The organism is Pseudomonas sp. WPR_5_2, from assembly GCF_003634475.1.
In the GTDB taxonomy this organism is placed as follows: domain Bacteria; phylum Pseudomonadota; class Gammaproteobacteria; order Pseudomonadales; family Pseudomonadaceae; genus Aquipseudomonas; species Aquipseudomonas izuensis.
This window is the reverse complement of record NZ_RBLA01000002.1, coordinates 416,839-433,314: the sequence shown is the minus strand read 5'-3', so window position 1 is coordinate 433,314 and position 16,476 is coordinate 416,839. Positions and strand designations below refer to the sequence as shown.

General features: G+C 60.8%; 14 protein-coding genes. 8 read left to right on the top strand and 6 right to left on the bottom strand.

Annotated features, from left to right (window positions below):
* The first annotated feature begins 30 nt into the window (after window positions 1-30).
* From nuoG to nuoN, 8 genes are read left to right on the top strand one after another with little or no spacing between them, the layout of a single operon-like run.
* A complete protein-coding gene (nuoG, locus tag BJ917_RS10620; RefSeq protein ID WP_096510119.1) occupies window positions 31-2,745 on the top strand; it encodes an NADH-quinone oxidoreductase subunit NuoG in 2,715 nt (904 codons plus the stop codon).
* Window positions 2,742-3,749, top strand: coding sequence for an NADH-quinone oxidoreductase subunit NuoH (nuoH, locus tag BJ917_RS10615; RefSeq protein ID WP_096510118.1), 1,008 nt, complete (start codon window positions 2,742-2,744; stop codon window positions 3,747-3,749). The genes nuoG and nuoH overlap by 4 nt, the downstream gene beginning before the upstream one ends.
* A gap of 12 nt (window positions 3,750-3,761) precedes the next feature.
* The gene (nuoI, locus tag BJ917_RS10610) at window positions 3,762-4,307 is read left to right on the top strand and encodes an NADH-quinone oxidoreductase subunit NuoI (RefSeq protein ID WP_178132024.1); all 546 of its coding nucleotides are present in this window, start codon (window positions 3,762-3,764) and stop codon (window positions 4,305-4,307) included.
* A gap of 9 nt (window positions 4,308-4,316) precedes the next feature.
* Window positions 4,317-4,820 carry an NADH-quinone oxidoreductase subunit J gene (gene nuoJ, locus BJ917_RS10605; RefSeq protein WP_096510117.1) on the top strand — a complete coding sequence of 168 codons (504 nt, stop codon included), beginning with the start codon at window positions 4,317-4,319 and terminating at the stop codon, window positions 4,818-4,820.
* Window positions 4,821-4,822: 2 nt separating this feature from the next.
* Window positions 4,823-5,131, top strand: a complete 309-nt coding sequence (gene nuoK, locus BJ917_RS10600) for an NADH-quinone oxidoreductase subunit NuoK (RefSeq protein ID WP_007946416.1) — start codon at window positions 4,823-4,825, stop codon at window positions 5,129-5,131.
* Window positions 5,128-6,981 (top strand): NADH-quinone oxidoreductase subunit L, encoded by a 1,854-nt coding sequence (nuoL, locus tag BJ917_RS10595; RefSeq protein WP_096510116.1) that lies wholly within the window; start codon window positions 5,128-5,130, stop codon window positions 6,979-6,981. The genes nuoK and nuoL overlap by 4 nt, the downstream gene beginning before the upstream one ends.
* A 39-nt stretch (window positions 6,982-7,020) precedes the next feature.
* Window positions 7,021-8,553, top strand: a complete 1,533-nt coding sequence (gene nuoM / locus BJ917_RS10590; RefSeq protein WP_096510115.1) for an NADH-quinone oxidoreductase subunit M — start codon at window positions 7,021-7,023, stop codon at window positions 8,551-8,553.
* A 7-nt stretch (window positions 8,554-8,560) separates the two neighbouring features.
* On the top strand, window positions 8,561-10,024 hold the full coding sequence (gene nuoN / locus BJ917_RS10585) for an NADH-quinone oxidoreductase subunit NuoN (protein WP_096510114.1): 1,464 nt from the start codon (window positions 8,561-8,563) through the stop codon (window positions 10,022-10,024).
* A gap of 368 nt (window positions 10,025-10,392) precedes the next feature.
* Here nuoN and BJ917_RS10580 read toward each other — a convergent pair whose 3' ends face one another.
* Genes BJ917_RS10580 through BJ917_RS10555 form a run of 6 tightly spaced genes read right to left on the bottom strand, consistent with a single transcriptional unit; the run spans window position 10,393 to window position 16,350 of the window.
* Window positions 10,393-12,135 (bottom strand): ABC transporter substrate-binding protein, encoded by a 1,743-nt coding sequence (locus BJ917_RS10580; protein WP_096510113.1) that lies wholly within the window; start codon window positions 12,133-12,135, stop codon window positions 10,393-10,395.
* Between the two features lie 48 nt (window positions 12,136-12,183).
* Entirely contained in the window at window positions 12,184-12,456 is a 273-nt protein-coding gene (locus BJ917_RS10575; RefSeq protein ID WP_096515285.1) for a DUF2160 domain-containing protein, read from the bottom strand.
* Window positions 12,457-12,466: 10 nt separating this feature from the next.
* A complete protein-coding gene (locus BJ917_RS10570) occupies window positions 12,467-13,267 on the bottom strand; it encodes a carbohydrate ABC transporter permease (protein ID WP_096510112.1) in 801 nt (266 codons plus the stop codon).
* 10 nt (window positions 13,268-13,277) lie between these two features.
* Entirely contained in the window at window positions 13,278-14,144 is an 867-nt protein-coding gene (locus tag BJ917_RS10565; protein ID WP_096510111.1) for a carbohydrate ABC transporter permease, read from the bottom strand.
* Window positions 14,141-15,256, bottom strand: a complete 1,116-nt coding sequence (locus BJ917_RS10560; protein ID WP_121103326.1) for an ABC transporter ATP-binding protein — start codon at window positions 15,254-15,256, stop codon at window positions 14,141-14,143. The genes BJ917_RS10565 and BJ917_RS10560 overlap by 4 nt, the downstream gene beginning before the upstream one ends.
* Complete coding sequence (locus BJ917_RS10555) at window positions 15,256-16,350, bottom strand: ABC transporter ATP-binding protein (RefSeq protein ID WP_096510109.1); 1,095 nt, start codon at window positions 16,348-16,350, stop codon at window positions 15,256-15,258. The genes BJ917_RS10560 and BJ917_RS10555 overlap by 1 nt, the downstream gene beginning before the upstream one ends.
* Window positions 16,351-16,476 lie beyond the last annotated feature (126 nt).

The window sequence follows — 16,476 nt, the reverse complement described above, 5'->3', positions numbered from 1 at the left end:
TGACACCGGGCCAACGAAGAACTTTGAACCATGGCCACTATCCACGTAGACGGCAAAGAGCTCGAAGTCGATGGGGCAGACAACCTGTTACAGGCATGTCTGTCGCTAGGCCTCGATATCCCTTATTTCTGCTGGCACCCCGCCCTTGGCAGCGTTGGCGCTTGCCGCCAGTGCGCGGTCAAGCAGTACACCGACGAGAACGACAAGCGTGGTCGGATCGTCATGTCCTGCATGACCCCCGCCACCGACGGCAGCTGGATCTCCATCGACGACGAAGAAGCGAAAGTATTCCGCGCCAGCGTCGTTGAATGGCTGATGACCAACCACCCTCACGACTGCCCGGTCTGTGAAGAAGGCGGTCACTGCCACCTGCAAGACATGACGGTAATGACCGGCCACAACGAGCGCCGTTACCGCTTCACCAAGCGTACCCACCAGAATCAGCAACTGGGCCCGTTCATTTCCCACGAAATGAACCGCTGCATCGCTTGCTACCGCTGCGTGCGCTTCTATAAGGACTACGCCGGCGGCACCGACCTCGGCGTGTTCGGCGCCCACGACAACGTGTACTTCGGTCGCGTTGAAGACGGCACCCTGGAAAGCGAATTCTCCGGCAACCTCACCGAGGTCTGCCCGACCGGTGTGTTCACCGACAAGACGCACTCCGAGCGCTACAACCGCAAGTGGGACATGCAGTTCTCGCCGAGCATCTGCCATGGCTGCTCCAGCGGTTGCAACATCTCCCCGGGCGAGCGCTACGGTGAACTGCGTCGCATCGAAAACCGCTACAACGGTTCGGTCAACCAGTACTTCCTGTGCGACCGTGGCCGTTTCGGCTATGGCTACGTCAACCGCAAGGACCGTCCGCGTCAGCCGCTGCTGGCCAACGGCGCCAAGCTGACCCTCGACGAAGCACTGGATAAAGCCGCCGACCTGCTGCGCGGTCGTAACATCGTCGGTATCGGTTCGCCACGCGCCAGCCTCGAAAGCAACTACGCGTTGCGCGAACTGGTCGGTGCCGAGCACTTCTACTCCGGTATCGAGGCTTCCGAGCTGGAGCGCATCCGCCTGGTGCTGCAGGTGCTGAAAGACAGCCCGCTGCCTGTGCCGAACATGCGCGACATCGAAGATCACGACGCCGTGTTCGTCCTGGGTGAAGACCTGACCCAGACCGCTGCCCGTATGGCCCTGGGCCTGCGTCAGTCGGTCAAAGGTAAAGCTGAAGACATGGCTGATGCCATGCGCGTCCAGCCTTGGCTCGACGCCGCGGTGAAGAACATCGGTCAGCACGCGCTGAACCCGCTGTTCATCGCCAGCCTGGCTGAAACCAAACTCGACGACATCGCCGAAGAGTGCGTTCACGCCGCTCCCGACGACCTGGCTCGCATCGGTTTCGCCGTGGCTCACGCCCTCGACGCCAGCGCCCCTGCCGTTGAAGGCCTGGACGCCGAAGCCCTCGAACTGGCCAAGCGCATTGCCGACGCCCTGCTCGCCGCCAAGCGCCCATTGATCATCGCCGGTACTTCCCTGGGCTCCAAAGCCCTGATCGAAGCCGCTGCGAACATCGCCAAGGCCCTGAAGCTGCGCGAGAAGAACGGTTCCATCAGCCTGATCGTGCCGGAGGCCAACAGCCTCGGCCTGGCCATGCTCGGTGGCGAGTCGGTCGACGCTGCGCTGCAAGCGGTGATCGACGGCAAGGCCGACGCCATCGTCGTGCTGGAAAACGATCTGTACACCCGTACCGACAAGGCCAAGGTTGATGCTGCCCTGACCGCTGCGAAAGTGGTGATCGTCGCCGACCATCAGAAGACCGCCACCAGCGATCGCGCGCATCTGGTACTGCCAGCCGCCAGCTTCGCCGAAGGCGACGGCACCCTGGTCAGCCAGGAAGGCCGCGCCCAGCGTTTCTTCCAGGTGTTCGACCCGCAATACATGGATGCCAGCATCCTGGTTCACGAAGGCTGGCGCTGGCTGCACGCCCTGCGCGCCACCCTGCTGAACAAGCCGATCGACTGGACGCAACTGGACCATGCCACCGCTGCCGTTGCTTCGAGCACCGAGCAACTGGCCGGCATCGTCAACGCTGCACCGTCCGCCGCGTTCCGCATCAAGGGTCTGAAACTGGCCCGTGAACCGCTGCGTTACTCCGGTCGTACCGCCATGCGCGCCGACATCAGCGTGCACGAGCCGCGTACTCCGCAGGACAAGGACACCGCGTTCGCCTTCTCCATGGAAGGTTACTCGGGCTCGGCCGAACCGCGTCAGCAAGTGCCGTTCGCCTGGTCTCCGGGCTGGAACTCGCCGCAAGCCTGGAACAAGTTCCAGGACGAAGTCGGTGGTCACATCCGCGCTGGCGACCCGGGCACCCGCCTGATCGAAAGCACCGGTGACTCGCTGAACTGGTTCGCCAGCGTTCCGCGTGCGTTCAACCCGGCTCCGGGCACCTGGCAGGTCGTGCCATTCTTCCACCTGTTCGGCAGCGAAGAAAACTCTTCGAAAGCCGCTCCGGTTCAGGAACGCATCCCGGCCGCCTACGTCGCCCTGGCCAAATCCGAAGCCGATCGCCTGGGTGTCAACGACGGCGCCATGCTCAGCTTGAACGTCGCTGGCCAGACCCTGCGTCTGCCGCTGCGTATCAATGAAGAGCTGGGTGCCGGTCTGGTGGCATTGCCTGCGGGCATCGCCGGCATTCCGCCAGCCATCTTTGGCAAATCCGTTGACGGTCTGCAGGAGGCAGCTCAATGACCTTGTTCACTCCTGAAGTGATCGACATCATCATCGCGGTCCTCAAGGCCGTGGTGATACTGCTCGCCGTGGTGGTCTGCGGCGCCCTGCTCAGCTGGGTCGAGCGCCGTTTGCTCGCCCTCTGGCAGGACCGTTACGGTCCGAACCGCGTCGGTCCGTTCGGCGCGTTCCAGATCGCCGCCGACATGATCAAGATGTTCTTCAAGGAAGACTGGACGCCTCCATTCGCCGACAAGATGATCTTCACCCTGGCACCGGTAGTCGCCATGAGCGCCCTGCTGATTGCCTTCGCGATCATCCCGATCACCCCGACCTGGGGCGTGGCGGACCTGAACATCGGCATCCTGTTCTTCTTCGCCATGGCCGGTCTGTCGGTCTACGCGGTGCTGTTCGCCGGCTGGTCGAGCAACAACAAGTTCGCCCTGTTGGGCAGCTTGCGGGCCTCGGCTCAGACCGTGTCGTACGAAGTGTTCATGGGCCTGTCGCTGATGGGCATCGTGATCCAGGTCGGCTCGTTCAACATGCGCGATATCGTCGACTACCAGGCCCAGCACCTGTGGTTCATCATTCCGCAGATCTTCGGTTTCCTGACCTTCTTCATCGCTGGCGTGGCCGTGACTCACCGTCACCCGTTCGACCAGCCGGAAGCGGAACAGGAACTGGCCGACGGTTACCACATTGAATACGCCGGCATGAAATGGGGCATGTTCTTCGTCGGCGAGTACATCGGCATCGTGTTGATTTCGGCGCTGCTGGTGACCTTGTTCTTCGGTGGCTGGCACGGTCCGTTCGGCATCCTGCCGCAGATCCCGTTCATCTGGTTCGCACTGAAAACCGGGTTCTTCATCATGATGTTCATTCTGTTGCGCGCTTCGATCCCGCGCCCACGGTATGACCAAGTGATGGATTTCAGCTGGAAGTTCTGCTTGCCGCTGACCCTCGTCAACATGCTGGTGACCGCTGCGATCGTGTTGCTCAACACGTCCGCCGTCGCGGCTCAGTGAGGATAGAGAATCATGAAGTACATATTTGACATCGTGCATGGCCTCTACACCCAGCTTCGCAGCCTGGTGATGATTTTCGGCCACGCCTTCCGCAAGCGCGACACGCTGCAGTACCCGGAAGAACCGGTCTACCTGCCGCCGCGCTACCGTGGCCGTATCGTCCTGACCCGCGACCCCGACGGTGAAGAGCGCTGCGTAGCCTGCAACCTGTGCGCCGTGGCTTGCCCGGTCGGTTGCATCTCGCTGCAGAAAGCTGAAACCGAAGACGGTCGCTGGTACCCGGACTTCTTCCGCATCAACTTCTCGCGCTGCATCTTCTGCGGCCTCTGCGAGGAAGCCTGCCCGACCACCGCGATCCAGCTGACACCGGATTTCGAGATGGCCGAGTTCAAACGTCAGGACCTGGTTTACGAGAAAGAAGATCTGCTGATCTCCGGCCCCGGCAAAAACCCTGATTACAACTTCTATCGTGTTGCAGGTATGGCGATTGCCGGTAAGCCGAAGGGCTCCGCGCAGAATGAAGCCGAACCGATCAACGTGAAGAGCTTGCTGCCTTAAGGAAGAAAGATGGAATTCGCTTTCTATTTCGCATCGGGTATCGCTGTGGTGTCCACGCTTCGCGTGATCACCAACACCAACCCCGTGCACGCCCTGCTCTACCTGATCATTTCGCTGATCGCCGTGGCAATGACCTTCTTTGCCCTCGGCGCGCCGTTCGCCGGTGTACTGGAAGTGATCGCCTACGCTGGCGCCATCATGGTGCTGTTCGTGTTCGTGGTGATGATGCTGAACCTGGGCCCGGCCTCGGTTCAGCAGGAGCGCGTCTGGCTCAAGCCCGGCATCTGGGGCGGCCCGGTCGCCCTCGCCGCGCTGCTGCTGGTTGAACTGCTGTACGTGCTGTTCTCCCACCAGACCGGCCAGGCCGTCGGCCACACCACCGTAGACGCCAAGGCCGTGGGCATCAGCCTGTTCGGTCCTTATCTGCTGGTGGTCGAACTCGCCTCGATGCTGCTGCTCGCCGCAGCCGTCACGGCGTTCCACTTGGGCCGCAACGAAGCCAAGGAGCAATGACGATGCCTGCTATCCCCATGGAGCATGGTCTGGCGGTCGCCGGCATCCTGTTCTGCCTCGGTCTGGTCGGCCTGATGGTCCGCCGCAACATTCTTTTCGTGCTGATGAGCCTGGAGGTCATGATGAATGCCTCCGCCCTGGCGTTCATCGTTGCCGGTAGCCGCTGGGCGCAGCCGGATGGACAGATCATGTTCATCCTGGTGATCAGCCTGGCAGCCGCCGAGGCCAGTATCGGCCTGGCGATCCTGCTGCAACTGTATCGCCGCTTCCACACGCTCGATATCGACGCTGCCAGTGAGATGCGCGGATGAATCTTCTCTATCTGACTTTCGTATTCCCTCTCATTGGGTTCCTGCTGCTGTCGTTCTCCCGTGGACGGCTCTCGGAAAACCTCTCGGCGCTGATCGGCGTCGGTTCTGTCGGCTTGTCTGCCATCGTCGCGGCTTACGTGATCTGGCAATTCAACGTCGCGCCACCGGAAGGCGGCCACTACACCCAGGTGTTGTGGCAGTGGATGGCGGTGGAAGGCTTCAAGCCGAACTTCGCGCTGTACCTGGATGGTCTGTCCCTGACCATGCTTGGTGTGGTGGTCGGCGTGGGCTTCCTGATCCACCTGTTCGCGTCCTGGTACATGCGCGGTGAAGCCGGTTACTCGCGCTTCTTCGCCTACACCAACCTGTTTATCGCCAGCATGCTGTTCCTGGTGCTGGGCGATAACCTGCTGTTCCTGTACTTCGGCTGGGAAGGCGTGGGCCTGTGCTCGTACCTGTTGATCGGTTTCTACTACAGCAACCGCAACAACGGTAACGCCGCACTCAAAGCCTTCATCGTGACCCGCATCGGCGACGTGTTCATGGCCATCGGCCTGTTCATCCTGTTCGCCCAGTTGGGCACCCTGAACGTTCAGGAACTGCTGGTGCTGGCACCGCAGAAATTCCAGGCCGGTAACATCTGGATGGTCCTTGCCACCCTGATGCTGCTGGGCGGTGCGGTCGGTAAATCCGCGCAACTGCCGCTGCAAACCTGGCTGGCGGATGCGATGGCCGGTCCTACCCCGGTTTCGGCACTGATCCACGCTGCAACCATGGTGACCGCGGGTGTCTACCTGATCGCCCGTACCCACGGCCTGTTCACCCTGGCGCCGGAAATCCTGCACCTTGTAGGCATCGTCGGTGGCGTGACCCTGGTGCTGGCCGGCTTCGCAGCACTGGTTCAGACCGACATCAAGCGTATCCTCGCCTACTCGACCATGAGCCAGATCGGCTACATGTTCCTGGCCCTGGGCGTCGGTGCCTGGGATGGCGCGATCTTCCACCTGATGACCCACGCCTTCTTCAAGGCCCTGTTGTTCCTTGCCTCCGGTGCGGTGATCGTTGCCTGCCACCACGAGCAGGACATCTTCAAGATGGGTGGCCTGTGGAAGAAACTGCCTCTGGCCTACGCCAGCTTCATCGTTGGCGGCGCGGCCCTGGCGGCCTTGCCACTGGTGACCGCAGGCTTCTACTCCAAGGACGAAATCCTCTGGGAAGCGTTCGCCAGCGGCAACCACGGTCTGCTCTACGCAGGTCTGGTCGGCGCGTTCATGACTTCGCTGTACACCTTCCGCCTGATCTTCATCGCGTTCCACGGTGAAGCGAAGACCGAAGCCCATGCCGGTCATGGCATCGCCCACTGGCTGCCACTGTCGGTGCTGATCGTGTTGTCCACCGCCATTGGCGCGATGATCGTTCCACCGTTGCACGGCGTACTGCCGGAAAGCGTCGGCCATGCCGGCGGCGAAGCCAAGCACAGCCTGGAAATCGCGTCGGGCGCCATCGCCCTGTCCGGTATCCTGCTGGCCGCGCTGCTGTTCCTCGGCAAGCGTCGCTTCGTGACCGCCATCGCCAACAGCGGCATCGGCCGTTTCCTGTCGGCCTGGTGGTTCGCTGCCTGGGGCTTCGACTGGATCTACGACAAACTGTTCGTCAAGCCTTACCTGGCGATCAGCCACATCCTGCGCAAAGACCCGCTCGACCAGACCATCGGTCTGATCCCGCGCATGGCCAAAGGCGGTCACACCGCCCTGAGCCGTACCGAGACCGGTCAACTGCGTTGGTACGCCGCCTCGATGGCTGCTGGTGCCGTGCTGGTAATCGGCGCCGTCGTGCTGGTAGCGGTCTGATATGAACCTTGCGAACTTGCGAAAGGAATTGAGCCCGTCATGATTCTGCCTTGGCTAATCCTGATCCCCTTTATCGGCGGCCTGCTGTGCTGGCTGGGTGAGCGCTTCGGCGCCACCCTCCCCCGCTGGATTGCGCTGATCACCATGTCCCTGCTGCTCGCCCTCGGCCTCTGGCTGTGGGCCCACGGCGACTATTCGTTTGCCCCGGCGCCTGGCGCCGATCCGACCTGGGCGCTTGAGTTCAAGCACGTCTGGATCCAGCGCTTCGGCATCAACGTGCACCTGGCCCTCGACGGTCTGTCGCTGTTGATGATCATGCTGACCGGCCTGCTGGGTGTCCTCTCGGTACTCTGCTCCTGGAAAGAGATCCAGCGTCACGTGGGCTTCTTCCACCTGAACCTGATGTGGATCCTGGGCGGTGTCGTCGGCGTGTTCCTGGCCCTCGACCTGTTCATGTTCTTCTTCTTCTGGGAAATGATGCTGGTGCCGATGTACTTCCTCATCGCGCTCTGGGGTCACAGTTCTTCGGACGGCAAGAAAACCCGGATCTACGCGGCGACCAAGTTCTTCATCTTCACTCAGGCTTCCGGCCTGATCATGCTGGTGGCGATCCTGGGCCTGGTCCTGGTCAACTTCAACGACACCGGCGTGATTACCTTCAACTACGCCGATCTGTTGAAGACCAAGATGTCGATGACGACCGAGTACATCCTGATGCTCGGCTTCTTCATCGCCTTCGCGGTAAAGCTGCCAGTCGTCCCGTTCCACTCCTGGTTGCCTGACGCTCACGCCCAGGCGCCGACCGCAGGTTCCGTGGACCTGGCCGGTATCTTGCTGAAGACCGCTGCCTACGGCCTGCTGCGTTTCGCCCTGCCGCTGTTCCCGAATGCGTCGGCCGAGTTCGCGCCGTTCGCCATGACCCTGGGTCTGATCGGGATCTTCTACGGTGCGTTCCTGGCGTTCGCGCAAACCGACATCAAGCGTCTGATCGCCTTCTCGTCCGTTTCCCACATGGGCTTCGTACTGATCGGCATCTACTCCGGCAGCCAACTGGCGCTGCAGGGCGCGGTGATGCAGATGCTGGCGCACGGCCTGTCGGCCGCGGCACTCTTTATCCTGAGTGGCCAGTTGTACGAACGCACCCACACCCGTGACATGCGCGAGATGGGTGGCCTGTGGTCGAAGATCGCTTACCTGCCGGCCCTGAGCCTGTTCTTTGCAGCCGCTTCCCTGGGCCTGCCGAGTACCGGCAACTTCGTCGGTGAGTTCCTGATCCTGATCGGCACCTTCCCGATTGCCCCGTGGGTCACCATCATCGCGACGTCCGGCCTGGTGTTCGGTTCGGTCTACTCGCTGATCATGATCCACCGTGCCTACTTCGGCCCGGCCAAGTCGGACGCGGTGCTGCATGGCATGGACGGTCGCGAAATGATCATGGTGGTCGGTCTGGCAGCGCTGCTGATCTACATCGGCGTCTACCCGCAGCCGTTCCTCGATACCTCTGCCGCGACAATGCATGGCGTGCAGCAGTGGCTCGGCACCGCCTTCACTCAACTCGCTTCGGCCCGGTAAGAGCGCTATGGAATTCACGACTCAACACTTTATCGCGCTAGCGCCGCTGTTGATCACCAGCGCCACGATCATCGTGGTGATGCTGGCGATCGCCTGGCGCCGCAACCACTCCCAGACCTTCCTGCTGTCGGTGGCGGGTCTTAACCTGGCTTTGCTGTCGATCCTGCCGGCCCTGAAAGTCGCGCCACTGGCCGTGACCCCATTGCTGCAGATCGACACCTTCGCCTGCCTGTACATGGCGCTGATCCTGGTCGCCACCCTCGCCTGCGTCACCCTCGCCCACGCCTACCTCGGCGATGGCGGTTCGGGTTACCCGGGCAACCGTGAAGAACTGTACCTGCTGATCCTGATGGCCGCCGCCGGTGGCCTGGTGCTGGTCAGCGCGCAACACCTGGCCGGGTTGTTCGTCGGTCTGGAGCTGCTCTCGGTACCGGTCTACGGCCTGGTGGCTTATGCCTTCTTCAACAAGCGTTCGCTGGAAGCCGGTATCAAGTACATGGTGCTGTCGGCAGCCGGCTCCGCGTTCCTGTTGTTCGGTATGGCCCTGCTCTACGCTGACGCCGGCTCCCTGAGCTTTGTCGGTATCGGCCAGGCCCTGGCGGCCACCGGCATGCCGAGCTCGCTGGCGCAACTGGGCCTGGGCATGATGCTGATCGGCCTGGCGTTCAAATTGTCGCTGGTACCCTTCCACCTCTGGACCCCGGACGTCTACGAAGGTGCTCCGGCACCGGTTGCCGCGTTCCTGGCGACCGCTTCCAAGGTTGCCGTGTTCGCGGTGATGGTGCGTCTGTTCCAGATCTCGCCAGCGGCGAGCAGCGGTGTGCTGAGCAACGTACTGACCATCATCGCCATCGCGTCGATCCTGTTCGGTAACCTGCTGGCCCTGACCCAGAGCAACCTCAAGCGTCTGCTGGGTTACTCGTCCATCGCCCACTTCGGTTACCTGCTGATCGCCCTGGTGGCGAGCAAAGGCCTGGCCGTGGAAGCCATCGGCGTGTACCTGGTCACCTACGTGATCACCAGCCTCGGCGCCTTCGGCGTGATCACCCTGATGTCCTCGCCGTACAACGGCCGTGACGCGGACGCCCTGTACGAATACCGCGGCCTGTTCTGGCGCCGTCCGTACCTGACCGCCGTACTGACCGTGATGATGCTGTCCCTGGCCGGTATCCCGCTGACCGCGGGCTTCATCGGCAAGTTCTACATCATTGCCACCGGTGTCGAATCGCACCAATGGTGGCTGGTCGGCTCCCTGGTTCTGGGCAGTGCCATCGGCGTGTTCTACTACCTGCGCGTCATGGTCACCCTGTACCTGATCGAACCCAACCTGCGTCGCCACGATGCGCAACTGCACTGGGAACAACGTGCAGGCGGCGTGATGCTGCTGGCCATCGCGGTACTGGCGTTCTTCCTTGGTCTGTATCCACAGCCGCTGCTGAACCTGGTTCAGCAATCGGGTCTGGCGGGTTGATCGTTTAGCGATACTTGGTAGTTAGTAAATAGAAACGGCACCTTCGGGTGCCGTTTTTGTTTTTGGAGTTTCAATAGCAAAAGATCGCAGCCTTCGGCAGCTCCTACATTTAGATCGCATACTCCCTGTAGGAGCTGCCGAAGGCTGCGATCTTTTGCTCTTTATATATTTGACCTTCCATTAGAAACCTATTGCTTGTGATGGCCCCTTCGCGAGCAGGCTCGCTCCCACAATGGATTTCCTGCGTACACAATATTTATAAACACCCGGGATTTATTGTGGGAGCGAGCCTGCTCGCGAAGAGGCCTTAACAGACACAATCAAAAACGGCACCTTCCGGTGCCGTTCGCCTTTCTCGCTCCAGCCGTTTACTTACGCGCGTCCGCCCAGGATTTCAGCAGTTCGTTGTAGCTCACGGTTTCGCCCTTGGGCTTTTCGTTGGCCAGTTTCGGCTTCGGTGCGCCCGGCTGATCGAACCAGTATTGCGCATCGCGCTCCGGGTTCATCTTCGGTGCGCAGGTGGCTTGTGCCTTCGAACGTTCCAGGCGGGACATGATGGCGTCCTGATCCTTGGCCAGACCGTCCAGTGCTTCTTGCGGAGTCTTGTCACCACTGGCGGCTTCGGCGATGTGGCTCCACCATAGCTGTGCCAGACGTGGATAGTCCGGCACGTTGGTCCCGGTCGGGGTCCACTGCACGCGGGCCGGGCTGCGGTAGAACTCAACCAGGCCACCGAGTTTTGGCGCCAGGTCGGTCATGGCCTGCGAGTTGATGTCCGATTCGCGGATCGGGGTCAGGCCGACGATGGTTTTCTTCAACGATACGGTTTTCGAGGTCACGAACTGCGCATAGAGCCACGCTGCGAGTTTCTGTTTCTCAGGCGTGGACTTCATGAACGTCCAGGAACCCACGTCCTGATAGCCCAGCTTCATGCCCTCCTCCCAGTAAGGCCCGCGTGGCGATGGCGCCATGCGCCATTTCGGCGTGCCATCGGCGTTCACCACGGGCAGGCCGGGTTTGGTCATGTCGGCGGTAAAGGCGGTGTACCAGAAGATTTGCTGGGCGATGTTGCCTTGCGACGGCACCGGTCCGGATTCGGAGAAGGTCATGCCCGCGGCTTCCGGTGGTGCGTAAGCTTTCATCCAGTCGACGTATTTCTGGGTGGCGAACACCGCTGCCGGGCCGTTGGTGTCGCCACCGCGAGTCACGCTGGAACCCACCGGATGACAATCCTCGACACGAATCCCCCACTCATCCACCGGCAAGCCGTTAGGCAGGCCCTTGTCGCCGCCACCGGCCATGGAGAACCAGGCATCGGTGAAGCGCCAGCCCAGGGACGGGTCTTTCTTGCCGTAGTCCATGTGCCCATAGACGCGCTTGCCGTCGATTTCCTTGACGTCTTCGCTGAAGAACTTGGCAATGTCTTCATAGGCCGACCAGTTCACCGGCACGCCCAATTCGTAACCGTACTTTTCCTTGAACTTGGCTTTCAGCTCCGGCCGCTCGAACCAGTCGGCGCGGAACCAGTACAGATTGGCGAACTGCTGGTCGGGCAATTGATAGAGCTTGCCATCCGGCGCAGTGGTGAAGGAAGTGCCGATAAAGTCCTTGATGTCCAGGGTCGGCGAGGTGAAGTTCTTGCCCTCGTTGGCCATCAGGTCGGTGATCGCTTCGGTCTTGCCATAGCGGAAGTGGGTACCGATCAGGTCCGAGTCGTTGACCCAGCCGTCATAGATGCTCTTGTCCGATTGCATCACGGTCTGCAGCTTTTCCACCACGTCGCCTTCCTGCAGCAGGTCGTGGGTGACCTTGATGCCTGTGATCTCGGTAAAAGCCTTGGCCAGTACCTTGGATTCATACTCGTGAGTGGTCAGGGTTTCCGAGACGACCTTGATGTCCATCCCGCGAAACGGCTCGGCCGCCTTGATGAACCACTTCAATTCCGCCAGTTGCTGATCGGCCGTCAGCGTGGATGGCTTGAACTCGCTGCCGATCCATTTCTTCGCCGCTTCTTCATAGGCATCGGCCCAGGCCGTTGCGCTCAAACCGCTGAGTGCCAGCATGGCTGCCAATGAAATGCTATGTCGCAGCTTATTGTTTTTGTCGAACATAGAGACCTCCTGTATGGGATTTCGGAGCAACATTGCCGAGCGACTCGACTAGCCCCAACGCATCACAGCCAACAGCCACACCAGGGACATCGCGAAGGCGACCCAGATGCTCCAGTCGGTCACGCCGATTACCATCAGATGCAGGTAGGCGCTGCCGAGAAGACCGATAAACAGCCGATCGCCACGGGTAGTGGCAATCGGTAGAAAACCTCGCCGAAGCACGCTCGGCGAACGCAGCTCCCAAGTGGTCATGCCCACCAGGATCAAGGCAATGACGCCGAAGAACGCCATCGTAGGGACGGTCCAGCTCATCCATTCCATCATCAGTTCCTCATACCCGACCCAGGGCAAAGCCCTTGGCCACGTGGTTGCGAACAAACCAGATCACCAGCATGCCGGGCAGGATGGTCAACACCCCTGCCGCCGCCAGCACCCCCCAATCGATGCCGGACGCCGAGACCGTGCGGGTCATGACCGCCGCGATGGGTTTGGCGTTCACCGACGTGAGGGTTCGCGCCAACAGCAGTTCGACCCAGGAGAACATGAAGCAGAAAAACGCCGTCACACCGATGCCGGAGCCGATCAGCGGGACGAAAATCTTCACGAAGAATTTTGGAAAACTGTAGCCGTCGATGTAGGCCGTTTCGTCGATTTCCTTCGGCACGCCGGACATGAAACCCTCGAGAATCCACACCGCCAACGGCACGTTGAACAGGCAATGCGCCAGCGCCACGGCGATGTGGGTGTCGAACAGTCCGATCGAGGAGTACAGCTGGAAGAACGGCAGCAGGAACACCGCCGGCGGTGCCATGCGGTTGGTCAACAGCCAGAAGAACAGGTGCTTGTCGCCGAGAAAGCGATAGCGCGAGAACGCATAGGCTGCCGGCAGCGCCACGCTCAAGGAGATCACCGTGTTCAGGCTCACGTAGTACAGCGAGTTGAGGTAACCGGTGTACCAGGCCGGATCGGTGAAGATCACCTTGTAGTTGTGGAAAGTGAAATCCAGGGGAAACAGCGTCAGGCCCCCGAGGATTTCGGTGTTGCTCTTGAAGGACATGTTCAGCAGCCAGTAGATCGGCACCAGCAGGAACAGGATGTAGAGCAGCAGTGGAATCAGCTTTCTCTTGCTCATGGTGCGGGCCTCAGCGGTTGGCGTCAGAGTGAGTCATGGCGGTGTAGAACAGCCAGGACACCAACAGGATGATCAGGAAGTACACCAGCGAGAACGCCGCGGCCGGGCCCAGGTCGAACTGCCCGATGGCCATCTGCGTCAGGGTCTGGCTGAGGAAGGTCGTGGCATTGCCCGGCCCGCCGCCGGTGAGCACGAACGGCTCGGTGTAGATCATGAAGCTGTCCATGAAGCGCAGCATCACTGCGATCAGCAGCACGCTCTTGAGCTTGGGCAACTGGATGTGCCGGAACACCGCCCAGGCCGAAGCCCGGTCAATTCGCGCCGCCTGGTAGTACACGTCGGGAATCGCCCGCAGGCCGGAGAAGCACAACAGCGCCACCAGCGAGGTCCAGTGCCAGACGTCCATCACCAGCACGGTGACCCAGGCGTCCATGGTGTTCGCCGCATAGTTGTAGCTGATGCCCATGGCATTGAGGCTCGAACCGAGCAGGCCGATGTCGGCCCGACCGAAGATCTGCCAGATGGTGCCAACCACGTTCCACGGGATCAGCAAAGGAATCGCCAGGACGATCAACACCACCGACGACCAGCGGCCCTTGGTCGGCATGGTCAGCGCAATCGCGATTCCCAGCGGGATTTCGATCAGCAGCACACAGGCCGAGTAAATGAACTGACGCAGCAACGAGTCGTGCAGACGCGGATCGAGCAAGACCTGTTTGTACCAGTCGGCACCGACGAAGTAGCGGCTGGACTGATCGAAGATGTCCTGCACCGAGTAGTTGACCACGGTCATCATCGGGATCACCGCACTGAAGGCCACCAGCAGGAACACGGGTAGCACCAGCCACCAGGCCTTGTTGTTCTGCACCTTGTTCATGGCTGCACCTCATCCATTGCATGCGGCTCCAGCAGGAATTCGTCGGCGTAGACCATCAGCCACTGCCCCGGAAAACTGATGTAGGCCGTGCCTTGGGGAACCGGCTTGTCTTCGGCCAGGCGCACTTTCAGCGGCACGCCGTCGAGGTTCAGGGTCATGATCTTGTAGGTACCGAGGTCTTCGACGTGTACGACGTGTGCCCGCAGTGCCTCATCGAACGGCTCGTCCCACACGTGGACGAATTCCGGGCGAATGCCGACCTTCAGGGTTTGCCAGGTGCTCTCGGCGATGCGTTTTTGCATGGTCGCTGACAGCGGCAAATGGGTCGAAGCGAAACCGACGCCGCCCGGTTGTGGCTGCACCTCGATCAGGTTCATGCCGGGGCTGCCAATGAAGTAGCCGACAAAGGTATGGCTCGGCCGCTCGAACAGTTCCCGCGGCGTGCCGAACTGCACGATCTGCCCGCCGTACATCACGGCGATTTTGTCGGCGAAGGTCGAAGCCTCCAGCTGATCGTGGGTGACGTAGACCATGGTGATGTTGAACTGCTCGTGGATCTGCTTGAGCTTGCGCCGCAGCTTCCACTTCAGGTGCGGGTCGATCACCGTCAGCGGTTCATCGAACAGGATCGCCGACACGTCATCGCGCACCAGCCCACGGCCCATGGAGACTTTCTGTTTTTCGTCGGCGGTGAGGTTGCGGGCCTTTTTGTTCAGCAGATTCTGAAGGTCGAGGACTTCAGCGATTTCCTGCACCTTGGTGTGAATTTTCGCCTCGGCCATGCCCTGGTTGCGCAATGGGAAGGCCAGGTTGTCGAACACCGTCATGGTGTCGTAGACCACCGGAAACTGGAAAACCTGGGCAATGTTGCGTTTTTCCGGGGTCAGGTCGTTGACCGCTTTACCGTCGAACAACACGTGACCCTGGGACGGACTGAGCAACCCGGAAATGATATTGAGCAACGTTGATTTGCCGCAGCCCGAAGGACCGAGCAAGGCATACGCACCGCCCTGCTCCCAGATGTGATCCATCTCGCGGATCGCGTAATCCTCGGGCACGCTCGGTGTGCTGGTGTAGCTGTGGGCGAGGTTCTGCAAACGGATTTCGGCCATCAGGCAACCCTCGCGACACGCCGGCCCGGCGCCTGGACCAGCCGCCCCTGCGTATCGAACACAAACAGTTTATGGGTCGGGATGTAGATGCGGATCGGCGCATCGACGTCGTATTCGTGAACGCCGGGCAGGTGCAGCACCAGCAGGAAATGCTCGTTGCGCACGTGCAGGAAGGTTTCCGAGCCACTGATTTCGGCGACCTCGACGGTCACTGCCAATTCGAGGTCATCGTCGTTGCTCGGCACCAGCGAGATATGGCTGGGGCGCACGCCAAAGCGGAACTCGCCCTCGCCCACCGGACGCAAATCGACGTTCAGCGGGAAATGCACGAAATTGGCGAAGCTCACTTCATTACCGGCGATACGCCCCGGCATCAGATTGATCGGCGGCTCGGAAAACAGCTCGGCCGCGAGAACAGTCTGCGGCTGGTGATAGACCTCGGACGACTTGCCGCTCTGAATCACCCGCCCCTCGTGAAGAATGGTCGTGGTGCCGCCCAGTGCCAGGGCTTCGTTGGGCTCGGTGGTGGCATAGATAGCGATGGTGTGGTGTGCCTTGAACAGCTCACGCATTTCCTGGCGCAACTCTTCGCGCAACTTGTAGTCGAGGTTGACCAGTGGCTCGTCGAACAGGATCAGTTCGGCATCCTTGACCAACGCCCGGGCCATGGCCGTGCGCTGTTGCTGGCCGCCGGAAAGTTCAAGGGGATGGCGCTGGAGGAATTTCTCGATGCGCAGCATCTTCGCGGTTTCCAGCACCTTGCTCTGGATCAGCTCATTGGACACACCCGCCTGGCGCAGGGGCGAAGCGATGTTCTCGAAGACGGTCATGGTCGGGTAATTGATGAACTGCTGATAGACCATCGACACGTTGCGCAAACGCACTGGCCGCTGGGTGACATCGACGCCATTCATCAGGATGCGACCGCTGTCAGGCTTGTCCAGCCCGGCCATCAGGCGCATGAGACTGGTTTTGCCGGACAGCGTGCGCCCGAGCAAAACGTTGAAGGATCCAGGTTCGAACTTGAGGCACGCATCGTCAATCCAGGTCTGGCCCTCGACGGTGCGGCTGACATGCTCCAGGGTTAATGACATGGCTCGGCCTTTTTTATTTTTGGAGACAAGCGACCGGAGCTGTATAGCGACATTTGTGCCAAAAATTTCAAGCCATTGATCTGTTTGGAAAATCTTTGAAATTGCCGAAAATCCGCGTTCGATGCT

Coding starts and splice junctions, on each gene's coding strand:
- BJ917_RS10555 (WP_096510109.1), bottom strand. CDS start 16,350: ATGTCATTAACCCTGGAGCATGTCAGCCGCACCGTCGAGGGCCAGACC.
- nuoL (WP_096510116.1), top strand. CDS start 5,128: ATGAATCTTCTCTATCTGACTTTCGTATTCCCTCTCATTGGGTTCCTG.
- BJ917_RS10575 (WP_096515285.1), bottom strand. CDS start 12,456: ATGGAATGGATGAGCTGGACCGTCCCTACGATGGCGTTCTTCGGCGTC.
- BJ917_RS10565 (WP_096510111.1), bottom strand. CDS start 14,144: ATGAACAAGGTGCAGAACAACAAGGCCTGGTGGCTGGTGCTACCCGTG.
- nuoK (WP_007946416.1), top strand. CDS start 4,823: ATGCCTGCTATCCCCATGGAGCATGGTCTGGCGGTCGCCGGCATCCTG.
- nuoN (WP_096510114.1), top strand. CDS start 8,561: ATGGAATTCACGACTCAACACTTTATCGCGCTAGCGCCGCTGTTGATC.
- BJ917_RS10580 (WP_096510113.1), bottom strand. CDS start 12,135: ATGTTCGACAAAAACAATAAGCTGCGACATAGCATTTCATTGGCAGCC.
- BJ917_RS10570 (WP_096510112.1), bottom strand. CDS start 13,267: ATGAGCAAGAGAAAGCTGATTCCACTGCTGCTCTACATCCTGTTCCTG.
- nuoJ (WP_096510117.1), top strand. CDS start 4,317: ATGGAATTCGCTTTCTATTTCGCATCGGGTATCGCTGTGGTGTCCACG.
- nuoM (WP_096510115.1), top strand. CDS start 7,021: ATGATTCTGCCTTGGCTAATCCTGATCCCCTTTATCGGCGGCCTGCTG.
- nuoI (WP_178132024.1), top strand. CDS start 3,762: ATGAAGTACATATTTGACATCGTGCATGGCCTCTACACCCAGCTTCGC.
- BJ917_RS10560 (WP_121103326.1), bottom strand. CDS start 15,256: ATGGCCGAAATCCGTTTGCAGAACCTCGCCCACAGCTACACCAGCACA.
- nuoG (WP_096510119.1), top strand. CDS start 31: ATGGCCACTATCCACGTAGACGGCAAAGAGCTCGAAGTCGATGGGGCA.
- nuoH (WP_096510118.1), top strand. CDS start 2,742: ATGACCTTGTTCACTCCTGAAGTGATCGACATCATCATCGCGGTCCTC.